The sequence below is a fragment of the Bacillus sp. FSL K6-2971 genome (assembly GCF_038006405.1).
GTDB classification, from domain to species: domain Bacteria; phylum Bacillota; class Bacilli; order Bacillales; family Bacillaceae; genus Bacillus; species Bacillus pumilus.
Genome location: NZ_JBBOVD010000001.1, coordinates 3541160 through 3564685 on the forward strand (window position 1 = coordinate 3541160; position 23526 = coordinate 3564685).

The 23526-nt window shown below is 39.0% G+C and carries 26 protein-coding genes; 2 read left to right on the forward strand and 24 right to left on the reverse strand.

All coding sequences use genetic code 11. The features are described 5' to 3' along the window. Nucleotides 1-57: 57 nt before the first annotated feature. The 22 genes from secA to MHI33_RS19025 all read right to left on the reverse strand — a co-directional run bounded on the left by secA (nt 58) and on the right by MHI33_RS19025 (nt 19055). Complete coding sequence (gene secA / locus MHI33_RS18920) at nt 58-2583, reverse strand: preprotein translocase subunit SecA (RefSeq protein ID WP_065097934.1); 2526 nt, start codon at nt 2581-2583, stop codon at nt 58-60. A 186-nt stretch (nt 2584-2769) separates the two neighbouring features. Further along, on the reverse strand, nt 2770-3333 hold the full coding sequence (gene hpf / locus MHI33_RS18925) for a ribosome hibernation-promoting factor, HPF/YfiA family (protein WP_003213481.1): 564 nt from the start codon (nt 3331-3333) through the stop codon (nt 2770-2772). Nucleotides 3334-3521: 188 nt separating this feature from the next. Beyond that, nucleotides 3522-5207 carry a methyl-accepting chemotaxis protein gene (locus MHI33_RS18930; RefSeq protein WP_340913140.1) on the reverse strand — a complete coding sequence of 562 codons (1686 nt, stop codon included), beginning with the start codon at nt 5205-5207 and terminating at the stop codon, nt 3522-3524. Nucleotides 5208-5239: 32 nt separating this feature from the next. Next, nucleotides 5240-5620 (reverse strand): hypothetical protein, encoded by a 381-nt coding sequence (locus MHI33_RS18935; protein ID WP_003213093.1) that lies wholly within the window; start codon nt 5618-5620, stop codon nt 5240-5242. A gap of 13 nt (nt 5621-5633) precedes the next feature. Continuing rightward, nucleotides 5634-5975, reverse strand: a complete 342-nt coding sequence (fliT, locus tag MHI33_RS18940) for a flagella biosynthesis regulatory protein FliT (RefSeq protein ID WP_003212921.1) — start codon at nt 5973-5975, stop codon at nt 5634-5636. Continuing rightward, nucleotides 5972-6376 (reverse strand): flagellar export chaperone FliS, encoded by a 405-nt coding sequence (gene fliS / locus MHI33_RS18945; RefSeq protein ID WP_003212886.1) that lies wholly within the window; start codon nt 6374-6376, stop codon nt 5972-5974. Before fliS ends, fliT begins: the two co-directional genes overlap by 4 nt. A gap of 17 nt (nt 6377-6393) precedes the next feature. Then, nucleotides 6394-7923, reverse strand: a complete 1530-nt coding sequence (locus MHI33_RS18950) for a flagellar hook-associated protein 2 (RefSeq protein ID WP_044139343.1) — start codon at nt 7921-7923, stop codon at nt 6394-6396. Between the two features lie 20 nt (nt 7924-7943). Continuing rightward, nucleotides 7944-8285, reverse strand: coding sequence for a flagellar protein FlaG (gene flaG / locus MHI33_RS18955; protein ID WP_003213002.1), 342 nt, complete (start codon nt 8283-8285; stop codon nt 7944-7946). Nucleotides 8286-8438: 153 nt separating this feature from the next. Beyond that, complete coding sequence (gene csrA, locus MHI33_RS18960; protein WP_044139342.1) at nt 8439-8663, reverse strand: carbon storage regulator CsrA; 225 nt, start codon at nt 8661-8663, stop codon at nt 8439-8441. Next, nucleotides 8657-9091 (reverse strand): flagellar assembly protein FliW, encoded by a 435-nt coding sequence (gene fliW / locus MHI33_RS18965; RefSeq protein WP_044139341.1) that lies wholly within the window; start codon nt 9089-9091, stop codon nt 8657-8659. The genes csrA and fliW overlap by 7 nt, the downstream gene beginning before the upstream one ends. A 28-nt stretch (nt 9092-9119) precedes the next feature. Further along, nucleotides 9120-9698 (reverse strand): DUF6470 family protein, encoded by a 579-nt coding sequence (locus MHI33_RS18970; RefSeq protein ID WP_003213106.1) that lies wholly within the window; start codon nt 9696-9698, stop codon nt 9120-9122. Nucleotides 9699-9746: 48 nt separating this feature from the next. After that, nucleotides 9747-10658: a flagellar hook-associated protein FlgL gene (flgL, locus tag MHI33_RS18975; RefSeq protein WP_044139340.1), complete on the reverse strand. Its 912-nt coding sequence runs from the start codon at nt 10656-10658 to the stop codon at nt 9747-9749. Nucleotides 10659-10667: 9 nt separating this feature from the next. Beyond that, on the reverse strand, nt 10668-12188 hold the full coding sequence (flgK, locus tag MHI33_RS18980; protein ID WP_044139339.1) for a flagellar hook-associated protein FlgK: 1521 nt from the start codon (nt 12186-12188) through the stop codon (nt 10668-10670). 15 nt (nt 12189-12203) lie between these two features. Continuing rightward, nucleotides 12204-12686 carry a flagellar protein FlgN gene (locus MHI33_RS18985; protein ID WP_034660146.1) on the reverse strand — a complete coding sequence of 161 codons (483 nt, stop codon included), beginning with the start codon at nt 12684-12686 and terminating at the stop codon, nt 12204-12206. An 18-nt stretch (nt 12687-12704) separates the two neighbouring features. After that, nucleotides 12705-12968, reverse strand: a complete 264-nt coding sequence (flgM, locus tag MHI33_RS18990; RefSeq protein ID WP_003213252.1) for a flagellar biosynthesis anti-sigma factor FlgM — start codon at nt 12966-12968, stop codon at nt 12705-12707. A gap of 79 nt (nt 12969-13047) precedes the next feature. Next, nucleotides 13048-13467: a TIGR03826 family flagellar region protein gene (locus MHI33_RS18995; protein ID WP_044139338.1), complete on the reverse strand. Its 420-nt coding sequence runs from the start codon at nt 13465-13467 to the stop codon at nt 13048-13050. A 56-nt stretch (nt 13468-13523) separates the two neighbouring features. Continuing rightward, nucleotides 13524-14210 carry a ComF family protein gene (locus MHI33_RS19000; RefSeq protein ID WP_181462031.1) on the reverse strand — a complete coding sequence of 229 codons (687 nt, stop codon included), beginning with the start codon at nt 14208-14210 and terminating at the stop codon, nt 13524-13526. Beyond that, nucleotides 14207-14500: a late competence development ComFB family protein gene (locus tag MHI33_RS19005; RefSeq protein ID WP_044139337.1), complete on the reverse strand. Its 294-nt coding sequence runs from the start codon at nt 14498-14500 to the stop codon at nt 14207-14209. Before MHI33_RS19005 ends, MHI33_RS19000 begins: the two co-directional genes overlap by 4 nt. 66 nt (nt 14501-14566) lie before the next feature. After that, the gene (locus tag MHI33_RS19010; RefSeq protein ID WP_142671660.1) at nt 14567-15946 is read right to left on the reverse strand and encodes a DEAD/DEAH box helicase; all 1380 of its coding nucleotides are present in this window, start codon (nt 15944-15946) and stop codon (nt 14567-14569) included. A 119-nt stretch (nt 15947-16065) separates the two neighbouring features. Beyond that, complete coding sequence (locus tag MHI33_RS19015; RefSeq protein ID WP_044139336.1) at nt 16066-16908, reverse strand: DegV family protein; 843 nt, start codon at nt 16906-16908, stop codon at nt 16066-16068. Nucleotides 16909-17125: 217 nt separating this feature from the next. Then, nucleotides 17126-17815: a two-component system response regulator DegU gene (degU, locus tag MHI33_RS19020; protein ID WP_008348273.1), complete on the reverse strand. Its 690-nt coding sequence runs from the start codon at nt 17813-17815 to the stop codon at nt 17126-17128. A gap of 64 nt (nt 17816-17879) precedes the next feature. Then, a complete protein-coding gene (locus tag MHI33_RS19025; RefSeq protein ID WP_003213166.1) occupies nt 17880-19055 on the reverse strand; it encodes a sensor histidine kinase in 1176 nt (391 codons plus the stop codon). A 221-nt stretch (nt 19056-19276) separates the two neighbouring features. Between MHI33_RS19025 and MHI33_RS19030 the strand changes: the two genes are divergently transcribed. Next, a complete protein-coding gene (locus MHI33_RS19030) occupies nt 19277-19945 on the forward strand; it encodes a YigZ family protein (protein WP_003212936.1) in 669 nt (222 codons plus the stop codon). After that, nucleotides 19930-21018, forward strand: a complete 1089-nt coding sequence (locus MHI33_RS19035; RefSeq protein WP_065097931.1) for an LCP family protein — start codon at nt 19930-19932, stop codon at nt 21016-21018. The genes MHI33_RS19030 and MHI33_RS19035 overlap by 16 nt, the downstream gene beginning before the upstream one ends. 57 nt (nt 21019-21075) lie before the next feature. Here MHI33_RS19035 and MHI33_RS19040 read toward each other — a convergent pair. Beyond that, a protein-coding gene (locus tag MHI33_RS19040) for an IS3 family transposase (protein ID WP_283923762.1) occupies nt 21076-22226 on the reverse strand; the annotation gives its coding sequence in 2 pieces (ribosomal slippage) (nt 21076-21953 and nt 21953-22226; 1152 coding nt in all). A 117-nt stretch (nt 22227-22343) separates the two neighbouring features. Next, nucleotides 22344-23411 (reverse strand): glycosyltransferase family 4 protein, encoded by a 1068-nt coding sequence (locus MHI33_RS19045; protein WP_003212692.1) that lies wholly within the window; start codon nt 23409-23411, stop codon nt 22344-22346. Between the last annotated feature and the right edge of the window lie 115 nt (nt 23412-23526).

The following is a 23526-nucleotide window of genomic DNA, read 5'->3' on the forward strand; positions in this document are numbered from 1 at the left end:
TCATAGATGTATGGGGGCTAACATGAATAGAAAGAGGTTTTCACCTCTTTCCATTACTTATTCTGTCTTCCCATGACAATTTTTATATTTCTTGCCGCTTCCGCAGTGACATGGTGAGTTTCGACCAATGTCTACGACTTTACGTACCGGCTTCTTTTTCACTGTCTTCTCCTCATCACCCTCTTGAGGCTGATGAGCTGTTGTTTGACCTTGAACGACTTCTTCACGTTCTAAGTTGTTTTGGATTTCTGATTTCAAAACATATTTGGCCACATCATCTTCGATTGAAGCGACCATATGCTCAAACATCGCAAATCCTTCCATTTGATACTCACGAAGCGGATTTGTTTGTGCATACGCACGTAAATGAATCCCTTGACGCAGTTGATCCATTGCATCGATATGATCCATCCACTTTGAATCCACCGCACGAAGAACGATGACTTTTTCAAATTCTCGCATTTGTTCATCGCCATATGTTTCTTCTTTTGCATCGTATTTTTCTTTAATACGATCCATAATGAAGGAGGTGATTTCATCTGCTTCTTTACCGTAAATATCCTTGACCGAAATGGCTCCTTCATCTAAATAGTTCGTGTTGATTAATTCAACAAGCCCATCTAGTTTCCATTCTTCAGGAAGCTCTTCTTTCGGCGTATAAGAACCAACAGCGCGCTCAATTGAAGACTGAATCATATTGATCACAATCGATTTTAAGTTATCAGAATCAATGACTTCAAAGCGCTGTTTGTAAATCACTTCACGCTGCTGACGAAGCACATCGTCATATTGCAGAAGCTGTTTACGGGAATCAAAGTTGTTCCCCTCAACGCGTTTTTGAGATGATTCAACGGCTTTAGACACCATTTTACTTTGGATAGGCGTAGTGTCATCCATGCCAAAGCGGTCAAGCATTGCCATCGTGCGCTCTGCACCAAATCGGCGCATCAATTCATCTTCCATTGAGAGATAGAATTGGGTAATCCCTGGGTCTCCTTGACGACCAGAACGTCCGCGCAGCTGGTTATCAATACGTCGTGATTCATGACGCTCTGTTCCAATTACAGCTAGACCGCCAAGCTCTTTGACGCCTTCGCCAAGCTTGATGTCCGTACCACGTCCTGCCATGTTGGTCGCAATGGTGACGGCACCCTTTTGACCAGCCTCTTCAATAATTTGTGCCTCACGCTCATGGTTTTTCGCATTTAACACTTGATGAGGAATCCCTTTATTTTTAAGCATCTTAGAAATAAGCTCAGACGTCTCAACCGCTACTGTTCCGACAAGCACTGGCTGCCCTGTCATATAGCGCTGTGCAACATCTTCAGCCACTGCTTTAAATTTACCTTCCATTGTGCGGTAAATTAAATCAGGTCTGTCATCACGAACCACTGGTTGATTGGTCGGGATTGTCACAACCTGCATGTTGTAAATGTTACGGAATTCTTCTTCTTCCGTTTTCGCTGTACCCGTCATACCAGAAAGCTTTTCATACATACGGAAGTAGTTCTGGAACGTAATCGTTGCAAGGGTCATACTTTCGTTCTGCACTTCGAGACCTTCTTTTGCCTCAATGGCTTGATGCAGACCTTCACTATAACGGCGTCCTTTCATTAGACGTCCTGTGAACGAGTCAACAATAACGACTTGACCTTCTTCAACGACATAATCCACATCTTTTTGCATCGCAACATGTGCCTTTAGCGCCTGGGCGATGTGATGGTTCAGTGCGACATGTTTGACATCAAATAAGTTTTCGATGCCGAATGCTTTTTCCGCCTTCGTCATTCCACTTTCTGTCAGCTGTACACTTTTTGTTTTAATATCGTATGTGAAATCATCTTCTATTTTTAATGTACGAACAAATGCATTGGCTTGTACGTAAAGCTTTGTAGATTTCGCAGCTTGTCCAGAAATAATAAGAGGTGTTCTCGCTTCATCAACTAAGATGGAGTCAACCTCATCAATCACGGCATAATGAAGCGGTCTTTGAACCATTTGCTCTTTGTAAAGCACCATGTTATCTCGTAAATAGTCAAAGCCAAGTTCATTGTTTGTAGAATACGTAATATCAGCAGCATATGCTTCTCTTTTTTCATCTTTGTCTAAGCTGTTTAAGTTTAAGCCAACCGTTAAGCCAAGAAACTCAAAAATTTTGCCCATTTCCTCTGCATCACGGCTTGCCAAATATTCGTTGACTGTCACAATGTGGACGCCTTTTCCAGAAAGAGCATTTAAATAAACAGGCATTGTTGAAGTCAACGTTTTACCTTCACCTGTTTTCATCTCAGAGATGTTGCCTTCATGAAGCGCGATCCCCCCCATGAGCTGCACCTTAAATGGGAACATTCCTGTCACGCGGCGTGATGCCTCGCGAACCGTTGCAAATGCTTCAACCAACAGGTCATCCACGGATTGTCCTTTTTCAAGTTTTTCTTTAAATTCGTTCGTTTTATTTCGTAAAGCCTCGTCAGATAATTTCTCAAAATCTTGAGCAAGAGCTTCAATTTCATTTGCTTTTTTTTCATATTTGCTGATCGTACGTTTCGTAGGATCAAACACTTTGTTTAAGATTCCAAGCATATAATAACGCTCCTCTATTTCATGCAATTTTTCGGCATGTCCAAAAGATTGACAGGTCCATATTTACCTGCATTTATCATACCATACCTTCCTTCATTTCCAAAGAATTTGCAATGATTTCGCACAAAAAACCCGCCCCTCATGGAGGGAACGGGTTTACTTTTTTTAGGTTGTTTTTAGATCAGATTAAGCGTTCGGCTCAATCAGTCCATATTTTCCATCATTTCGGCGATAGACCACATTGGTCAAATTTGTCTCAGCATTTGTGAAGACGAAGAAACTATGACCTAACATGTTCATTTGAAGGATGGCCTCTTCGCTATCCATCGGTTTTAAATTGAAACGTTTTTGTCTGACGATTTCTGTTTCATCAATTTCTTCGTCATCTTGAACAGCTACGTCAGCCGTCCCATTTCCTCCAGCAAATAAGTGCTTTTTGGCACCTTGTTCGCGGAATTTACGGTTTACTTTTGTTTTGTGTTTTCGAATTTGACGTTCTAATTTACTGGCTGCTAGGTCTACTGCATTGTACATATCTTCATTATGCACCTCAGCTCGAAGTGCTAGATCAGTCATTGGAATGGTAACCTCAACTTTAGATTCTTGATCATTGTAAAACTTCAAGTTCACGTTGACTGAAGCATCTACGTCTGTCTCAAAATAACGCTCCAGCTTTCCAATTTTTTTCTCGACATGATCTCTTAGTGCAGGTGTTACGTCGATGTTTTCTCCTCTGACATTGTAATTCATGTAAAGAACGCCTCCTTTAAAATTAAGGATATGTAAACCTATTTCTACTTTTCCCTCCTTTTCTCCTGCTCAAACGTAAAAAAATGTGAATTTTTATTGAAATTTGTCGAATTTTGCGGTGCATCAATTGTTACTTGATAGGTGATGAATATATATTCGGCTCATTCTTGAAAAAGACCAGCGCACATTTAAATGGTGAAAGATGATATTGATGTTTTCAGCGATTGAGATAAGGTTTTTAAATCCTCCGCCGCTGCTTTCATTTCTTCATTTGCTGCCAATGATTCTTCTACAGCCGCAGACATGTACTCCGTCTCTTCTGAATTGCGTTTGGCTCCTTCTTCAATGACCCCAACCGTCTGAGATATTTCCTCTGTACTAGCTGAAATCTCCTCTGCAGTAGCTGAAAGTTCCTCTGCTTTCATCGAAATATCACGAATAGATTCCAGGATTTCATGAAAGCTCTGTTCTGACAATTGCGATACTTTCACACCTTCTGCTACATCCTGCTCAACCTTTTTCATCGAATGTGATGATTTTTCAGTATCTTTGTTCACGTTCGCGAGCAATTGACTAATTTGATCTGTCAGCTGACTAGATTCTTCCGCCAGTTTCCTCACTTCATCTGCTACCACCGCAAAGCCTCTCCCATGCTCTCCTGCTCTTGCCGCTTCAATAGCAGCATTTAAAGCAAGCAAATTCGTTTGATCAGCGATGGCATGGATATGACCTAACAAATCTTCAATGCCAGTAAACTGGGCTTGTACATGAGCCATTGTGGAATGGTGCTCATTCACAGACGCTTTGATAGAACTCATTTGTTTTACGAATTGCTGAATAAGCGCTGCACCCTCTTCAGCCTTTTCAGTCACTGAAATTGAGTGACCCGAAACATCGGATGTGTGTTCAGCTGCATTTTGCATACCAGTCGAGACTTCTTGAATGGCAGAAGCTACTTTTCCGACCGCGTCTGATTGTTCACGTGAAGCTTCACTGACCTGTTCAATCGAGCTAGATGTCTGCTCACTGGCCGATATGGTTTGATGAATCGTTTCCTCAAACTGAGCAGCAGAATCAGCTAATTGTCTTGATCCATGTTGCACCTGTAAAATGAGCTGACGCAAATGCTTTGTCATTTGATTAAAAGCAGTACCGAGTTGACCAATCTCATTTTTAGAGGTCACTTCAATCTCTTCAAGTGTAAGGTCACCATCTGCCATCCTTCTCGCAGCATTTGTGACAGACACAATCGGCTTTGTCATACGATAAACGAATCTTGTCCCAATCAACAAAAAGCCAACAATAATGACCGCACTAACTAGAATGAGAGTGAATAGTAATTGATTACTGTCTTGGTTGAGCTGATTGATTTTTTGGTCACGTTGCTTCAACTGGGTTTGAGCAAATTCTTTTGTAAAGGTATGTATTTCTTGTTCGATAGGTTGTAATTCTTGATTGAGGCGTGTGTTAAATTCTTTTTGATTTTGCATATTCAATGAATTAAATAGTCGGTTTGTTGAGGTGTAGTAGAGATAATTCTTTTCTGAGATTTGATCTAATAGATTTTTTGCTTGTTTGACAGAGCTCATTTTTGTAGCTTCCGTTGTTTTCTTATTAATCTCTTCATATGTTTGCTCAATTTTCTGTAAATTTTCAGCATCTTGCACGACAACATAGGTTTTGATTTGTGCTTCCTGCTTTTGCAAAAGCGCCTCTAATTCCAGTGAGGTCTGATAAAGCTTCACTTCTTTACTGAGGAGCGTCTTGTAGGATTGATCTGTTTTGTAATAGATAAAGCTTGAGAATCCTAAAATACTGACAAACAATACACATATGACAATAAGCCCAAACAAAAATTGATTTTTTAGTCTCATAATTTCCTCCGAAAGTCTGAATTGAACAAAAATTAATGAATGACATACGGCCTCATACAGGCATGTATTTCATCCATCCACTTTCTATATTCAGGTATAAAATATGCTTTAAGGAATGATTGGAAGTGTATTGAAGGGAATGTATAGAAAGCTAGTATATCAAAACTTAAAAAAATTTGATCAAACGAACGAATCGTTTTGGCAAAGTGCTCATTTTCTATAATTGAAAGCAGAAGGGGATGTGTTGTTTCTAAATGAAAGAAGGCATGGATCAGATCATTAAAGATCCGATCCCCTTCTGTTTTAGCAAAATCCTTCTCAATTTCATCTAAATATTTTAGACTCTCTTCTATCGTAAATAGAAGTTCATAATATGTGGTTAATAAAATATAGTCATCTGAACGATACGCCACAGGTCTCACCTAATTATTTCCGTTTATCGTAATATACGCCGTCACTCGTCATAGGCTGGTATGGATTTTGATAATTCAGCTGTTTCGTTTTCTTTTTTTGAATGGCTTGAATATCTGCTTTGATCCCATTTTGGATCACAGTTAATTGCTTCGCCATCTGTTGATCTGTTTGGATGATTTCTTTGATTTTTTCTTTTTCTTGATCCGTCAGCTCATGCTGAATATCTCTCATTAATTCGTCTCTCTCAATTAAAAAGGCATCAAAGTCTTCAACCAAGGTGTCACTTTGCGGATTTGCCGTTATTTCGGCTGCCATTTTTAATGTTTGGTCATGCAGCTGGTCCACAATACTCATAGAGATCCCCCGATAGAGTGGTGGCGCCCTTTTCGATCGGTTTGAATAACTTCCTTCCACGCATCACGAAAATCAGTTACGTATTGCTCTACTTCATTCAACATCTCTTCGTCATTTTGAAGATTGGCTTCAATCAGTCTGCGATAAATGTAATCATACATACTTGCCATACTATTTGATACGTCATAAGAACGATTTAAGGTGACATTTAATTCTTGAATGATGTTTTGAGCCTTTTTCAGGTTCACATTTCTCGTTTCTGCATCCTCTTTTTGAATGGCATACTTCGCTAGTCTAATGAACTTTAAGCAGCCTTCATAAAGCATAAGCGTCAACTCGGCAGGTGTTGCAGTCTCAATAGAATTTTTCTGATAGGCGGCATAAGGGTTCTGAATTGCCATATGTTATAAACCTCCAATTATTGTCCAAGCAGTTGAGAAAGATAGCCAGATTGGTTGTTTAGCTTTTGAATCGCGCTATCCATGGCGCTAAACTTTTTGTAGTAGCGGGTTTCCACCATTTTTAAACGATCTTGGAATGTATCCATTCGTTTTGTTAAAGAATCAAGGTCCTTACCAAGTCCGTATTCCTTTAATTCCATCGTTGTGCTTCCCGCCTTTGTTTGAATGCTCTTCGTGAAGGCAGTTAAGGAATTTTTGACACGATAAATGATTCCTTGTTCTTGATATTGCTGTTGTGCTTTGTCTTTATCTTTTGAATCCACATTTAAACTACCCGAGATGAACATTTGTCTGACTTTCTCCGGGTCTTCTTCAATGGCTTTTCTTAATTTCTCTACTCCATTTATATCCTTACTAAATTCCAGCTTTCCACCATCTTTATACTTGGATGATGTCTCAATACCGATTTGTGTGAGCTGAATTTTATTCGCATCACTTGTCGTAATATTAGCATATAAATCACTTCTTATTTTAGAAGCACCAGATCGTAAAATGGAATCACTTCTCAGCAAGCCAGACTTCGCGGTCTTTTCCCATAGCTCTATTTCTTTTTCAGACATCCCTTTTTTCTCTTCAGCCGTTAATGGTTGATAGTCTCTGTTTTTCTTTTCATTGACTTTACCATTAATTTGCTCAACGAGCTCATTGTATTTATCAACAAATTGTTTAATTTTATCAAAGATTGCATCCACATCTGTTGAAACGTTTAAGCTGACAGGCTTATCGGTTGTCCCTTTAAGCTCGTACGTAATACCAGCCTGCTCAAATATATTGTTGTTATTTTCCATTTTTAGACCATTAATCTCGTATTGCGCTTTTTGTCCTTGAGTCGTCGCAACTAATTTGTTATCTCCATCCACTTGGAAGCCTAATTGAGTGAAGAATGAAGCTGAATTACCATCAGCTGCTTTAATGCTGACACCTTCACCTGTTGTCCGAGAAGTAAGAGCGATTGTATCCACGTAGTTCGTTCCATCAAAGATCTGTCCTTTGTAAGCTGTCACACCTAATTGCGAGTTGTTTAGCTTTGACACAATGTTATCAATTGTATCGGTATCAGAAGTATTGATCGTCACCATTTTCGGTTTTGTCGAATCTGGTGTCGTCACCTCGAATGTAAACGTGCCATTTGCAGGTGTAAAACCAGAAGTACCAGACGATTTGAAGACAGAAGCTGTCGCTAGTTGGGTGACATTGATTGAGCCAGAGGCAGCATTTGTTGATCCAGTTGCTGTGACAGCAGATTCATTTGAGCTTGTCACTTTTTTGGCGCCATATGTAGTTGGACGCGTTAAGTTTAAACTGTTGATCAAATCATCTAATTCTTTGATCTTCGAATTGACCTCGCGATAGCTGTCTCTTTGCCATTCAAGTGTTTGTTTCTGGCGTGTCATTTTATCAAGTGGTGCTTGCTCAGTTTTCATTAGCTTTGATACGATTTCATCAATATCAAACACATTTGAAAATCCAGTAATTCGATTGACCATTTTTTATGTTCTCCCTTCACTTACATTCTTTTATCTACAAATAAACCGACAATTTCTGTCATTGCCGCATAGAAATCAAGCCATTCCTTGGAAGGAATTTCTCTAATGACTTCTTCTGTTTGGTTATCTACGACTTTGACATAATATTCATTGAGTTTTTCATGTAATTCAAATTGCAGATGAAATTGAGTGGGTTCAATCAGCTTGTTTGCTCCTTGAAGCGTTTTTTCAATTTCTTCTTTTGAAACGACCTTGCCATTTGCTTGTAAATCAGAGTTTGCATTGTCATTCTGGTTATTAGAAACACGGGTTTGAAATGCATCGATAATTGGCTCTAGCGATGTCAACTTACCAACAGACATAGTTATTCAGCTCCTGTGCTTTAATCTACCTTTTATATCGGCTTTGAATTTTCAAATTAAATATAGATGGACCGATTTGTTAAAGTTTCATATAGATGGTGAACATCCACACAGAAACGTGGAGAAGGATAGCTGAATCAGATAAAAAAATCCTCACTTTTTTTGTGAGGATATTTGAGAGAGGAGATCTACGGATAAACTCGCAGCACGACTGTTCTCTTCCTGAATAGACAGGTACACTTCTTTCCTGTGAATATCAATGTGCTTAGGAGCTTCAATCCCGATTTTCACTTGATCGCCTTCGATCGAAATAATCTTGACTTCAATATCATCGCCAATTTGAATCGACTGGTTTAATTTACGCGAGAGAACTAACATGAGGATGCCACCTCTAACAAATGTTTTGTATGATAGGCTGAATCATGCAAAATCACCTGCTTGGCTTTCATGTTTTTCCGGTTCACAATAATAGGCGCTCTTAAATTGGCTGTCGTTTTTTCAATAGAAGATTCCATTGTTAAAATCACCATAACTTCCACATCATTGGCATCTTCTACTTCTAGAATATCTACGACCGTTTCGTCTAGATCGAATTCATATTGATTGAAGAATAAAAACGGACTGCTGACAATAAAGCCTAACTCTGCGTTTTTCAATGATTGAAGAACTAAAAATGGAGACTCTTCTGATAAAGGTAAAATGACAAACTGTTTTTGATCCAGAAATCCTGGTATTCCATTAGAGAAGTTGATGATTTGCTCCTCTTTGATTGTCACTTCACCATGGTATTTTGTTTGAATGATCATAATTCACGACCTTTTTCATTTTTCTTAACTATACCTTATCACCATTTTGGCCCGTTTCGTCAACTTCTATTTTTAAATCTGGGTATTGTAACATATCAATATTGACCTTACCTGGCTGGTAGTTAACGATTGGTTTATGAGGCGTTGCCTCTATAATAGCTTTTTGAGGCTCCACTTCAATTTGAAGCTCAGATGGCTGATAGTGAATTTTCACACTAAAGAATGAAGGGATCACACCAATATTGAATTGTTTGGCTGGAGGAGTGCCATTGATTTTGGCAAACTCGGCAATTGCATTCCCACCATTCTCGATCTTGATGAGTTCACTGCCTTCTTCCGCTCTTCGGCCCATTCCCTCTCCAACAGCACGTTTCCCCTCAGCTGCCCATTCTTCAGAACGCCTAAAAATCGACTTGATATCCATATCGGCAAATGCTTCGGTTTGATCTATTGTTAATTTTGACGGTGTCCTTGTCATATTCATGACGGCTCTGGGCTGCTGAATCTCAAGGTCTGCTCTTGGCTGCTCTACTTCTTGCCGAGAAGGAGTTGTCGACATTTGCAGCTTTGCATAGGTTTGTTGCATTAACAATCTAGGGATTTGCATATAGGTACACCTCCATGATGCAAAAAAGCACCCAACGGATGCTTTTTATTATCTTAAGAAATCAACAAGGGATGGCTGAATAACTTTAGCCGTCGTTGCTAAAGCAGCTCTATTCACAACCTCTTGTTGAAGAAGATCAATAATTGCTTTTTCACTTTCTACATCTTCATTATCTGATTTGGCATTTTTTAGTACTTCGAATTGTGAAGTCAAGCGACTGCCTACTAAGTCAACACGATTTGAACGGGCTCCTAAGTCCGAGCGCTCAGCACTCATCACTTCTTTAAAGTGATCGATACTTCCTAACGCATCATCAGAATTTGCGAACGTTCCATTTTTCAATGAGTTTTCTAAATTCGTCAGCATTTCAATGACATTTTGACCGCTGGCAGACTGTCCACCAAACGCTGAAATTGGATTTGAGTTCACATTTAAAGTGATACCATCAGAAATGTTCGACTTAACAGAATTTGCATCTGTATAGTTTTCAAAGTTAAACGTAAACGTACCATCTGCGTTCTCAACAACTGGTTTGACATTTGTATTTGTTCCATTAAATACGAACTTACCTAACATCTGAGTGTTCATCGCGTCAATGATTTGTTTCTTCATCTGGCCAATTTCTACTCCGACAGCTGCTAAATCTTCTGGCTGCTTTGTTCCATTAGCCGCATCAAGCACTTTATCTCGTACATTTGACATAATATCAATGATTTCAGTGACACTTGTTTCAGATGTATCAATCCAGTTCTGTGCTTCATTTAAGTTTTTTTGATATTGATCATTTCGAAACATTGCTGTGCTATATTGAAGGCTTTTTACTGCTGCAACGGGATCATCAGACGTTTTTGTGAAACGTCTCCCTGTTTGTGCTTGCTCATTTATTTTAGAAAGTTTTTCATAACTTTTACTAATATTACGAAGTGAGTTTTGAGAAATCATACCTTGTGTGACTCGCATCAGTTATACCTACCTTCCTACGACACCCATGCCGTTTATTACTTTATCCAATATTTCATCTTGTAATGTCACAACTCTCGCAGCTGCATTATATGCATGCTGAAATTGGATCATATTCGTCATTTCTTCATCAATGGAAACAGCACTCGTCGACATTCTACGCTCATTGGCTGAATTGACAAGAGCGGCTGAACTGCTTTCTAGCGTTATGTTCTTTTTCCCTTGAATTCCCATCTCAGCAATGACATTTTGGTAGTAATCCTGGATCGTCGTTGTATTGCCGCCGATTGGTACCTTTAAGTCTTGAATACCAGCTAATTTCGTAGCATTCGAACCGTCACCTTGTGTTTGATTGATAGATGCTGCAATATTATCTGTTGATGCTAAAATAACATCACTCACTTTGATACGAGCAGCTAAACCTTTATTCAGATCATTATTATTCTCGATATCAAAAAAGTCTTGTCCACTTGTGCCATTTAATGTGTACCCCTGCTTATGCACATCATTAAATGTATCCATGAAGACTTGTGCTACTTCATCAAGCTCTGCAAGCATGTCTGGATACATGCCTTTTTCAGCACCATTTGACATGTAGCCATAAGCCTCAACAAGTGCTTTTACTTTACCATTCACTTGAAGCTGATCTGCTGCAATGGTTGTTGTTCCGAATTGAAGTGAGTTAACAAGTCCCGTTGTATTATCATAGGAGATTTGCAGTTCAGATTTTTCGCTTGTAATGCCATTCAAAATCGTTCCAGCAGATTGTCCATTTGCACCGATAATGTCGATGTTAACAGTTCCTTCTGCAATTTTGAGTGCATTCCCGCCAGATGGATTGTAGCTCACTTTAATATCAACAAGTGAAGATAATTGATCTACCAACGCATCACGCGTATCATATAGATCATTTGGAAGATACCCGTTTGGTTCAACTGCTGCAATTTGTTTGTTCACTTCATCTATTTGAGATAAAATCGTGTTCACATTTTTGGCTGTTGAATCGAGTTCTGTTTTTAAATTCTTTTGTATCGTTGTTAAAGACGAATTAAGTAGACGGAATTGATCTACTAAAGCCTGTGCACTTGTTTTAACAACTGTACGCGCAGACGCTGTATCGGCATTTTTTGTTTCGGATAGGACCTGTAATGATTTCCAAAGGTTATCAAAAGCTCTGTTTAAGCCTTCATCCGTCAAATCATTCATAACTCCCTCCATTTGCGAAAGGGCATCAGATTTTGTTGAGTAGTAAGACAAGTTATTGTTATGATCTCTGAATTGCAGATCTAAAAAGCTGTCTCGAATTCTTTCAACGGTTCCAACTTGAACTCCTGTCCCCATTTGGCCATACGTCTTGCCGTCATAAACTGAAATGACTGGATAAGGATTATCTGCTTTAAAGGTAACTCTTTGTCTTGAGTAGCCATCTGTATTTGCATTGGAGACGTTGTTTGATGTGACATAAAGCCCTGCACGCTGGGCTGTGATTCCTCTTTTTGCCGTTTCTAGTCCCATGAATGTAGAACCCATTGGTATCCTCCTTGTTTACGCCTTTGAATCAAACAAAGCCCTCTGCTGTTTAGGCTTTGAACTCTCAAGACCATTTTGTCCGTAATTCATATTTTCTTTATTAGGGTTAACGAGATCGAATGTCAGTGAAATAAATTGAAGCGACTGCTGAATGAGCTGTTTGTTCAGTTCATTTACATCTTTCAGTTCCACCATGATGTCATTTAATTTGTCATATAACGAAATGAGCTCTTCTTGATCCGAACCTTCAGCCTTTTCGATACACGCGGTGATGGTTGGGGGTTCATCACTTTGTAAAAATTGAACTGTCGCTTCAATTCTTTTTTCTTCTAATTGAGAAATGGCCTGAATATATTTTTGCTCTAAATTCAGAACCTCTGAAAGAGCATCAATCTCATTACTTTTCAGCATTTCTGTTTTATCCTTCGACAGCTTCAAAAGCTGTTCATGCAATCCATAGAGACGATGCAGCTCTTCAATGATTATTTTAACTGACATTCACGCTACTCCCTTTTGTTATTGTTGTTTATAAAAATTCAGCATTTTATCAGCAATGCCCTTTGTATCTACTTGATATGTTCCGGCTTCAATGCTTTTTTTAATTTGGTCTATTTTATCTTGGCGTTCTTTCATGATATTCGGTACCTTTTGCATTTCGATTGCCTTTTTAGAAATTTCGACTTTATCAGTTGATTTTGCTTGATTTGATTGCAACGTTTGTTTCTCATATGTTTTCTTGTAAGGATTTACTGGTTGTGTTCCATATCGATTAATTTTCACGGGATTCCTCTCGCTTTCCGTTACAGTCTGTCTTGATTCTATCCATTTTATCGACCAAACTGCAACTTAGTTTAGGGAATCAATCGTTTTTAGGATTAATGGCATAATAGGTGTCTTTTTTCCTAGATTCAATCTCCCTTTTACGCTCTTCTTCTTGGTTCATTTGACTCATTTGCGAATGAATGTCCTGTTCACATTGGTTGCACAGCTTGTTTTTTCTGATCGGTTGGCCACATCTTTCACAAGGATAGTTGATATTCGGAAATTGGCTAATTTGAAGTCTTTTCAAACGGATAAATTTCAAGATTAATTCTTCATCAACTTCTGTTGCATCTACTATTTCAGCAATGGTTGATTGTCTATTACTTTGCTTTCGCAAGAATTTATAAACGATATCAAAAGAACGTTCTTCTTCTTCAAAGCATTTGTTACAAACCGTTTGGATGGTCGTTTTTAAAAACAGCTGATTACATTGCGGGCAGTTTGCCAATTGATTCATAACCAAAACCCCTTACGTTATTTTCTCTTCTTATTATCGGTTAATTATCCTGAATTTTAACTACGGATCAACGTAAAAGAGGAAACACTTTTGGCACCTGCTTCTTTTAAAATTCTCGCCGCATCATAAATGGTGGCCCCTGTTGTATAAATGTCGTCAATTAAGATAACATCCCTTTGAACGATCGCATCTGTCTGTTTGATTTGAAACATTCCTTTTTGATCTAAACGTTCATTTTTCTTTTTCTTGGACTGTTTGGTTTGATGTATTTTCACAAGTGGCTGAAGGATCGGCTCACCAATCAAGGAAGCAAGTATGACGGACTGATTAAACCCTCTTTCCTTTAGTCTTTCTTTACTTAAAGGAATCGGGATCAGCACAGGTTCTTTAATTGAAAAAGAGCGCTTAAATACTACTTGGACATCTTGTTTAAAAAGCTCAGCTAAAGCTGTATCACCTCGAAATTTAAAGCGGGAAAGGACCTCTTTCATCAAATCGTTGTAAGCATAGACAGACCTATTTTTCACAAGTAATGAAGTAGAATCAGGGCGTTCTTTCCACCTGGAACAGTCTTGACATAATTGATCGCTCGACTGTGCTCTCCCGCAGGCTGGACAAATCGGGCGTTGAATTTTTTCTAGGTGATGCTTACATGCTATACATAGACGATCATCATTTAATAGAAGTAATGATTTCCATGTAAAAGAAGCGACAAAATGCCCCTCACAAATGAGGCAGATCAATTGTTATCCTTATTTATCGGCAGACGATTTTCGCATCTTGGAAATGCGGAGACCTTTGAAGCGGCTTCTGTGAGAATGACCAGCATGGCCGTATTCTTCTGTTTGTCCACCATATCAGATTTACTGTAAGATATTTTATCGATATCTGTTATATACTGAGGCTTCACTTGATTTAGTGAAATCGCTAATACATCTTCTATACACTTTTCACAGTGACAAATCATGTTTAATTGGTTGAGATATTGATAGAGGATTTCCTTGAGTAGTGTTTCTTTTGCATTGAGCAGCATATTTGTCTCTCCTGCCATTTGTGTATTGTGAATATAAATGTACCATGAAATTTAGTTGAACCTACATTATTTTTCGGAGAACTCTTTTTCAGCTGTATCATTCATTTTTACAATATGCTTCTTTGCTTGTTTCATACTTCTCGTTAAACCAAAATGAAAAAAGAAAACATCTCCTTTAAAAAAATCGGGATGTCTACCTGCTCTACCAGAAATCTGAACAAGTGCACTTTCTGTAAAGATAGTAGATTCTGCACCTAGTACCCCTACTTGCACATTTGGAATGGTTACGCCTCTTTCTAGAATTGTGGTTGTAACTAGTACATCGTATTTGTAATCTCTGAATTGCTGGACCTTTTGTTTCCTGTCCGGATCATCAGCAGACACCCCTTCTACATTTAAGTGGTGCTTTCTAAGAACCTTCGTTACCTTCTTCATAGTAGAAATAGAAGGAACAAAAAGTAAAACCCTTCTCTTTTTTGTAATATGTTTCTGCATCCAATTCATTACTTTAGGTGGGAGCTGATTCTTTTTTAATTTCTTCTTCCAATGTCCAATCCATTGAAAGGATGGGACCGGTAAAGGCTGTTGGTGAAAGCGCAGAGGAATTTTTACGGCTTCTAGTTGTCCACGAGATACATCTCTTATCATTTTCTTAGACGGCGTCGCACTTAAATAAACCCTAACCCCTTTCTTTCTCATTGCCTTTAAAACAGCAAATTGGAGACGTTCATCGATTGAATAAGGGAAGGCATCGACTTCATCTATAATGAGCACATCAAATGCATGTTTATATCTCATCAACTGGTGAGTTGTAGCGATTACTAACGGTGCTATTTGGAACCTTTGAGGACTTCCTCCATAAAGAACAGCTATTTTCATTCCTTGAAAAGCTTTTTTAAGCCGCGGCTCTAGTTCAAGTACAACATCAGTTCTAGGTGTCGCAATGCAGACACTCATTCCTTGATGTAAGGCATATTCTATTCCGTGAAAAAGCACCTCTGTTTTCCCTGCCCCGCAAACTGCCCAGATGAGTAGATCAGATTTGTGTTTTATCGCTTCTATCAATTTTTCTGACGCTCTTTTTTGTCCTTTAGACAGGTCTCCCTGCCATGTTAATTCCGAGTGACATGCTTCTTCCATTTGTGGACCCGTCCATTCATAAAGAAAGCCACATTCCGTTGTTTTCCCCATCATGATGCATGATCTACAATACACACAATCTTTTTGACACTTGTCACACGGAGAGTGGGCAAAGTACCGATTTTTTGATACACCACATCTGCAGCAAATAAGACCATTTGCTTTCCTCTCAATAGCAGGTGTTCGGATAACTAACCCTTTCTCCTCCAGCCAATCCAAATCAGACTGTGAGCATCTTGTTTCAGCAGTAAGCAGGTGGCGTGACTGCAGGTGTTGCCCTAGTTCCATTGCTTTGTCCATGTTCAATTTCAACAAACACCTTTCAACTGATGTTTGCCTATTATGCGCAAAGACATGACCTTTCGTCCAACAGCTAAAAAAGAAAAACAAAACCCCTTTTCTAAGAGAAAAGAGGTTTTTAGGATTTATTTAATCACCCAGCCAAGAGCTAAAGAGCCTTCGCCTAGATGAGTGCCGATTACGGCACCAAAATAGCTTTTATAAAATTCAACATGAGGATATTTTTCTGATAAGTGCGCAATCAAATCGTCTACTTCTTCTTCTCTATTACCATGTATCACTGTTGCTCTCATCGGGACACCACGCGATGCATCTTCATCAAATAGTTCAAACATACGTGAAATGGCTTTTTTCCGTGTACGAATCTTCTCAAAAGGGACAATTAGCTTGTTGTCAAAATGCAGTATAGGCTTTACTTTTAAGAGGCTCCCAATAAAAGCCTGAGCACCATTTAATCTGCCGCCTCTTTGTAAATGAGTTAAATCGTCTACCATAAAATAAGCTCTCTGATTCTCTTTCAGGTAATTGAGATGAGCTAACACTTCTTCTGGAGAAGCACCAGCTTGGATTTTTTCAGCAGCTTCTATCACATAAAAACCTTGCGCCATACAGCTAGTTTCTGTATCAAACGGATAAATGTCAATTCCGTCAACTAGGTCATTTGCTGAGGCTGCACTATTATATGTTCCACTAATTCCGCTAGAAAGGTGAATACTAATCACGGCATCATATGTTTCACTTAGTTTTTCATATAATTCTATTAGTTCACCGAAAGCAGGCTGAGAGGTGGTTGGAAGGTCTTTATGCTTTTTGACTTCTTCATAATATGTCTTCCAATCCATTTCTATTTCTTCACGGTATGATTCGTTGCCAAAAATGACATTGAGAGGGATCATATGAATATGATGTTTATCACGCAGCTCTTGTGGTATATAAGCAGTACTGTCTGTTACAACGGCTATTTTCATTCTTAAATACCTTCCTTATCCGTTAAGTTGCTCTTTTTTATTTTCAAAGAATGATCATTGTTATTCATTAGGTTTATAATAGTAATCAAAAAAGCCTGCCTAATCAATAGGCAAGCCCGTTATATCCGAAAAAGACTCCTTATCTACCTATCATTTCTCTCCAATTGACATGTGAGAGAACCAAAAACAGGCGAAAAAGGAGTACTTGTCCGGAACATTATCTCATTTCTACCCAGCCGTTCTTAATTGCTACAACAACAGCTTGTGTACGGTCGTTTACATTCATTTTTTGTAAAATGTTACTCACGTGGTTTTTGACTGTTTTCTCACTAATAAAGAGCGACTCACCAATTCCTCTATTGCTCTTTCCGTCAGCTAACATTTGAAGTACTTCGCACTCACGTCTCGTTAAGATATGAAGTGGTCTGCGAATTTCAGGATATACTTCATGCTGTGGATGTGCTGAAACGCCACTAGTCGCTAGGCGTCGGAATTCATTTACTAAGTTATGAGTAACTTTCGGATGTAAATAAGATCCTCCGTCAGCTACAACTTTCACTGCTTCAATGAGCGTGTCTGCATCCATTTCTTTTAACAGGTAGCCTCTTGCTCCTGTTTTCAATGCATGTGTCACATAGTTTTCATCGTCATGAATAGATAGAATAATGACTTTTGATTCGGGATAAAGCTCAACTAGCTGCTTTGTAGCCTCTACACCATTTACATTCGGCATATTAATGTCCATAATGACAACATCCGGATGATAGTGTTCTACGATACGTGCAGCTTCGTCTCCGTCGTCTCCTTCTGCAACTACTTCAAAAGTAGGTTCAAAATCTAAAATCCGTTTGACACCTTCACGGAATAATTGGTGATCATCAATAATTACAATATTTACTTTAGTCACAAGCTACGCCTCCCCATATTTATTGTTCTACACCTGAACTTTATGGTCAATATGTCTTTTGTCTCTATTTTACAATTTTATTTTGCAATGTTAATGGCACGCGAATCATGATGAATGTCCCTAGACCTATTTTTGAGTCTATGGTCATTTTACCTTCCAGTAAGTCTACGCGTTCTTTCATGCCAAGTAAACCGAAGGATTTGTTTTTGTTTGTTTTCACATCTTTCATATCAAAGCCTTTTCCATCGTCTTTGATAATTAACGTGACAAAGTCTTTCGTCACTTCTACTTTTACAGAGATTTCTTCAGCTTCGGAATGCTTTAATGAATTTGTGACAGCTTCTTGGGCTAGTCTAAACAGTGCCACTTCAAATTGTGAAGCAATTCTTTCGCTTTCTGTATCCCCTAGGCATTGGAACGTGATCTTGGTTTTTCCATCATACTCTTCGATTGTGTTTAAATATTTTCTTAGCGTCGGAATGAGACCCAAATCATCTAAAGCCATTGGTCTTAAATCATAAATGATTCTTCTCACTTCGTACAGAGCATTTCGCACATTCTGTCTGAGACTTCTAATTTCTTTAAAGCCTTCTTCTGTCCCACGGTCTCTGAAAATCCGTTCAATTAATTCGGAACGCATCATTACGTTTGCCAGCATCTGGGCCGGACCGTCATGAATTTCACGGGATACCCTTTTGCGCTCTTCTTCTTGGGCTTCAATAATTCTAAGTCCAAAATCTTGTTTTGCCTGAGCATCTTCAAGTAACACGCCAACTTGGCGTAAGTCCTGATTGAGATAGTTGAGAACAACTGTGATCTGGCTCACAAGCGTTTCAGAGCGTTCAATGACATCTTGAAGGCTTAACAATCGTCTTTCTAGATCATCTCTTCTTTCTCTCAGCTGCTTTTCACGCTGCTGGATCATGGTGAGTTCCACTTGCAGATTATGTGCTTTTTCGTAGGCCTCGCGTATTTCTTCTTCGCTAAATTTGTTAAAATTTCTGCTGACCTCAGATAAGCGATTTCTAGCATGTCTCGTATGGACTTCTAGTTTATCCCCAAAATCAATTACTTCGTTTACTTGCTGCTTGATTTGCTTCAGCTCTTCTACAAGGCTTTCATATTGTTGACGGGACTGTTCGCCTATCCTAAATACTTCGTCCTTGCTGCCATCAACTGTACTTAGCATTTTCATGATGATTGAATCCAATAATTTCGGATCCATTTTAGGTGTTGTCATGGCTTTTCCCTCCCGTAACAGTGATGTCATCTTTTTTTATTATAAATGTCATTGATCTGCATTTTATGTCGAATTATAATGAAAGAATGCGTATAAATCATGAAGTTTTTATGACGACCCTTTTTCTACCCCTATCATCATAACAAAATACGCTGTAAAATTCTAAAATCAAAGCAAATTTTCTCTAGTCTTACAATTTGCTTTTCAGGAGGGTATGTCTTTTGCTGCATCGCTATCTTACAGTAAAAAGTCGTGGCGAGCATGAGATCGTCATTGAAAAATCACGTTTTATTTGTCATATACAGCGTGCTGTCTCAGAAGAAGAAGCACAAGCATTTATACAATCCATTAAAAAACAACATTGGAATGCCACACATAATTGTTCTGCCTATCTCATTGGAGAACATGACCTGATTCAAAAAGCGAATGATGATGGTGAACCAAGTGGTACAGCAGGTGTGCCAATGCTTGAAGTGTTAAAAAAACGGAAGCTGAAAGATACAGTCGTAGTAGTCACTCGTTATTTCGGCGGTATTAAGCTAGGCGCCGGTGGTTTGATTCGTGCCTACGGAAAATCTGTATCAGAAGCCATCAACCATGTTGGGATGGTAGAGCGCTGTTTAATGCGTACGATGCACACAACAATAGATTATACATGGCTTGGAAAGGTAGAGAATGAGCTTAGAGCCTCATCTTTTCAGCTAAAAGAAATTCATTATGCAGAAGATGTTATTTTTGAGACGTATGTAGAAGAAACACAAACAGAGCAGTTCATTGAATGGATGACTGAGCTGACAAATGGAAAGAGTGTTACAAAAGAAGGCGAACTGATTTATTTAGAAAAGGACATTGGTCCGATAAAGGAGACAGATGAATGGCACAACGAGTAAAAGTGCGTGTACGAAAGAAAAAGAGTAAGAAGAAGAAAATTTTCAAACGTATCCTGGTCTTATTTTTGCTTCTTATCATATGCATGGGCGGATTTGCAGTCTATAAAATAGTCAATACACTTCAAGCCGCTGACAAAACATATGACGAACTAAACCGCGGAGAGAAATCGAAGCTTCGTGATGCGGTCATTGATATTAAAAAGAAACCCTTCTCTGTACTTTTTGTCGGAATTGAGGATTATGCCACAGATGGTGATCATGGCCGTTCAGATTCACTTATTGTTGCAACGATTAACCCTCAAGACAAAACGATGAAAATGGTTAGTATCCCTCGTGACACACGCGTACAGCTTGCAAGTGACACGACAGGAAGTAAAGAAAAGATCAATGCAGCATTTGCTAAAGGCGGAAAAGACGAGACGATTGAAACTGTCGAACAATTCTTGCATATTCCAATTGATAAATATGCCACCGTTGATTTTGACGGATTCAAGGATGTCATTGATGAAGTCGGCGGAATTAATATCAATGTTCCATTTGACTTCAATGAAAAAAGTGATGTGAAAAAATCGAAAAAGATTTACTTCAAAAAAGGCAACATGCATTTAAACGGGGAAGAAGCACTTGCTTACGCTCGGATGAGAAAACAAGATCCACGCGGTGATTTTGGACGTAATGATCGTCAGAAACAAATTTTACGTGCAATGATTGATCAAATGTCGAAGGCAAATAACATTGCGAACGTCGATAATATCGCAAAAGAAGTCAGTGATCACATTACGACCAACTTCCGTATCACAGAAGGTCTTGCGCTTCAGCAAATCTACAGCGGGTTTAAGGGAGACGACACAGAAACACTTTCTATTAAAGGGTCAGATCTTTATTTAGGACCAAATCGAACGTATTACTTTGAGCCAGATCAAACCAATCTAGCTAACGTACAAAATGAATTACGGACGCATTTAAAGCTTCCTACTGAATCTTCGACTGAAACAGATTCACAAACCAATCCATCCTCTGGTGAAACAGGATCAAGTGATACAACTAATCCTTCCAGCACGTCAGGGCAATAATAAAAACAGCCCAGTTCGGGACTGACCCCCGTTTTTGAGACAGGGATCAAAACACCTTTATACAGCCAATTGCCGATAGTTTATCGGTGATTGGTTGTTTAGTTTCGTTTGAATACGAATGTTGTTATAATAATAAATGTATTCTTTGACAGTGCGTTCTACGATGCTGGTCGTAGTGCGGTCAATCCTGTTAAGATAGAACGTTTCAGACTTTAGTGAGGAATGAAACGATTCGATGGAGGCATTATCAGCGGGCGTCCCTTTACGGGACATGCTCATGGTAATGCCTTTTATATGAACAGCTTTCTGATACTCGTAAGATGTATACACAGAACCTTGATCGCTATGTAACACGCAATTCTCAGGCAGTGCTGGGAGCTGATTAAGTGTGTTTAAGATAAAGTCTGTGTCCTGCTTATCACCAATCGTAAAAGCAATCACTTCTCCATTATATAAATCCAATATACTGGAAAGGTACAATTGTTTCTGTCCATAAGGCAAATACGTGATGTCCGTTACTAGTTTTTCAAGAGGGCGATCAGACTGAAAGTTCCGATCCAGTATATTACCGGCCACGGCATAGGGCTGCCCATTCTTCTTACGCTTTTTCATTTTAACCCGGCATTGCCACTGGTTTTTCTGCATGATACGTTGAACAGTTTTATGGTTAATACGCATTCCCCTTTTTAGTATGGCTGTGATTTTTCGATAACCATATCGATATTTGTGCTTTCGGCACAACGTGCCGACCTGTTTCTCTAGTTGTCTTTTAGAATGATTCTGAGTCAGATCCTTTTTCCATCTATAATACGAAGTACGTAAGATGCCTAAATGGACACAGATGTCCTGTACCGTCATCGTTTTGCACAATTCTTCTACCAGTTTGATTGACGTTTCCTTATCAACTTCCTTTCCAATTCGTTGTACTTTTTTAAAACTTCATTCTGTTGACTCAAATAGCGATTTTCTGCCTGCAGTCTCTCTAATTCGGAAGAGTACTCGGGACCCTTTCCATAGGTATATTGTTTTCCAACAGGCTGTTCGAACCGGTGTGTATCCCCAGCCTTATGCCACCTCACCCATGTCTGAACCTGCGTCTTATTCTTGATATTCAATTTCTGCATGATCTCTTTCATAGGTACGCCTGCCAATCTCATTTCTACAGCCTTCTGTTTGACTTCAACCGGATAACTCACTCTTGTCCCCATAGAAAAAACACCTCCATGTTTTATTTCGGATCACAACGATCCATTTTCAAACTTGAAGGTGTTTTTTATTTGTCTCATCTTATGGGGTCAGTCCCGTTCCTAGGAACGGGCTGTTTTTTATTGTCTTTTCACCATTCGTTTATAGAATTTCGTAAATGGTTTGAACTCTTCGTTGACCAAACCCGTGACTTCCGCAATCACTTGCATAAACATCACCAGTAAAAAGATAATGATCAGCGATAACCAAATGGTCGCGCTTGTCAGCAAAATCGCACTTAAGCTAAAGACTAAGCCAATCATGTAAATCACGATGACAGCCATGCGATGGGACAAGCCAAAGGCCATTAGTCTATGATGAATATGAGATTTGTCCGGTGATGAAATCGGCTGTTTGTTTAATATGCGTCTAATGATTGCAAAGGTCGTATCAAATATAGGAACACCTAGAATGATCACAGGAACAACAACACTAAACAAAGTGACACTTTTGTATAGCCCTAAAAGTGACAGCACCGAGATCATATAGCCTAAAAATAACGAACCGGTATCTCCCATAAAAATCTTCGCCGGATGAAAGTTGTAAAAGAGAAAGCCGATCGTACTGCCAATGACGACAAGAGATAAAGAAAGAATCAGAATCTTATCAGCAGAAAATGCCATCACTGCAATCGTTGATAAACCGATGACAGAAATACCGGCAGCTAGTCCATCAAGGCCGTCAATTAAATTAATGGCATTTGTGATGCCGACAATCCATAGCACGGTGAGGGGATATGCCATCCAGCCTAACTCAATTCGATCTGTTAAAAAAGGAACAGAGAAGAAGTCCATTTTTAAGCCCGTGCTCACAATCAAACAAGCAACAAGGACTTGTACGAGAAATTTAAATCTTGCACTTAAATTATATTTATCATCAAATATACCTAAAATGACGATGAGTACGGCACCAACTGAAATTGCTGTAATTTTATTATGTAGAAACAGCCCGCCTGCTAATGCTCCAGCCGCTACTCCAATAAAAATTGCCAAACCACCCATTCGAGGCATTACTTTATCATGAACTTTTCGTTTATTCGGCTGGTCCACTGCACCAATCTTAATTGCAAACTTTTTGACGATTGGTGTCACAATTAAAACTGTAGCCAGAGAGACAAAAAACGCTAATAAGGCGCGTTCGTAATCCATAGGTCAGTCTCCTTCTAAATTGAAATCTGTATTTTGTATATTGGCCGCTCTTTCCATTATACAATTGAATAGAGGATGATCACAACCTCCCCCGGTGATGAAACAAGTAAAAACG

What these genes read in the sequence shown, in the direction of transcription:
- MHI33_RS18950 (WP_044139343.1), bottom strand. Translation starts at nt 7,923, where the DNA reads ATGGTCAATCGAATTACTGGATTTTCAAATGTGTTTGATATTGATGAA.
- MHI33_RS18985 (WP_034660146.1), bottom strand. Translation starts at nt 12,686, where the DNA reads ATGTCAGTTAAAATAATCATTGAAGAGCTGCATCGTCTCTATGGATTG.
- fliT (WP_003212921.1), bottom strand. Translation starts at nt 5,975, where the DNA reads ATGAGTATTGTGGACCAGCTGCATGACCAAACATTAAAAATGGCAGCC.
- MHI33_RS19005 (WP_044139337.1), bottom strand. Translation starts at nt 14,500, where the DNA reads ATGCTGCTCAATGCAAAAGAAACACTACTCAAGGAAATCCTCTATCAA.
- MHI33_RS19035 (WP_065097931.1), top strand. Translation starts at nt 19,930, where the DNA reads ATGGCACAACGAGTAAAAGTGCGTGTACGAAAGAAAAAGAGTAAGAAG.
- flgL (WP_044139340.1), bottom strand. Translation starts at nt 10,658, where the DNA reads ATGCGAGTCACACAAGGTATGATTTCTCAAAACTCACTTCGTAATATT.
- flaG (WP_003213002.1), bottom strand. Translation starts at nt 8,285, where the DNA reads ATGTCTGTTGGTAAGTTGACATCGCTAGAGCCAATTATCGATGCATTT.
- fliW (WP_044139341.1), bottom strand. Translation starts at nt 9,091, where the DNA reads ATGATCATTCAAACAAAATACCATGGTGAAGTGACAATCAAAGAGGAG.
- secA (WP_065097934.1), bottom strand. Translation starts at nt 2,583, where the DNA reads ATGCTTGGAATCTTAAACAAAGTGTTTGATCCTACGAAACGTACGATC.
- MHI33_RS19015 (WP_044139336.1), bottom strand. Translation starts at nt 16,908, where the DNA reads ATGAAAATAGCCGTTGTAACAGACAGTACTGCTTATATACCACAAGAG.
- fliS (WP_003212886.1), bottom strand. Translation starts at nt 6,376, where the DNA reads ATGGCAATTCAGAACCCTTATGCCGCCTATCAGAAAAATTCTATTGAG.
- MHI33_RS18995 (WP_044139338.1), bottom strand. Translation starts at nt 13,467, where the DNA reads ATGAATCAATTGGCAAACTGCCCGCAATGTAATCAGCTGTTTTTAAAA.
- MHI33_RS19025 (WP_003213166.1), bottom strand. Translation starts at nt 19,055, where the DNA reads ATGACAACACCTAAAATGGATCCGAAATTATTGGATTCAATCATCATG.
- flgK (WP_044139339.1), bottom strand. Translation starts at nt 12,188, where the DNA reads ATGGGTTCTACATTCATGGGACTAGAAACGGCAAAAAGAGGAATCACA.
- hpf (WP_003213481.1), bottom strand. Translation starts at nt 3,333, where the DNA reads ATGAATTACAATGTCAGAGGAGAAAACATCGACGTAACACCTGCACTA.
- csrA (WP_044139342.1), bottom strand. Translation starts at nt 8,663, where the DNA reads ATGTTAGTTCTCTCGCGTAAATTAAACCAGTCGATTCAAATTGGCGAT.
- MHI33_RS19045 (WP_003212692.1), bottom strand. Translation starts at nt 23,411, where the DNA reads ATGGATTACGAACGCGCCTTATTAGCGTTTTTTGTCTCTCTGGCTACA.
- MHI33_RS18970 (WP_003213106.1), bottom strand. Translation starts at nt 9,698, where the DNA reads ATGCAAATCCCTAGATTGTTAATGCAACAAACCTATGCAAAGCTGCAA.
- MHI33_RS18930 (WP_340913140.1), bottom strand. Translation starts at nt 5,207, where the DNA reads ATGAGACTAAAAAATCAATTTTTGTTTGGGCTTATTGTCATATGTGTA.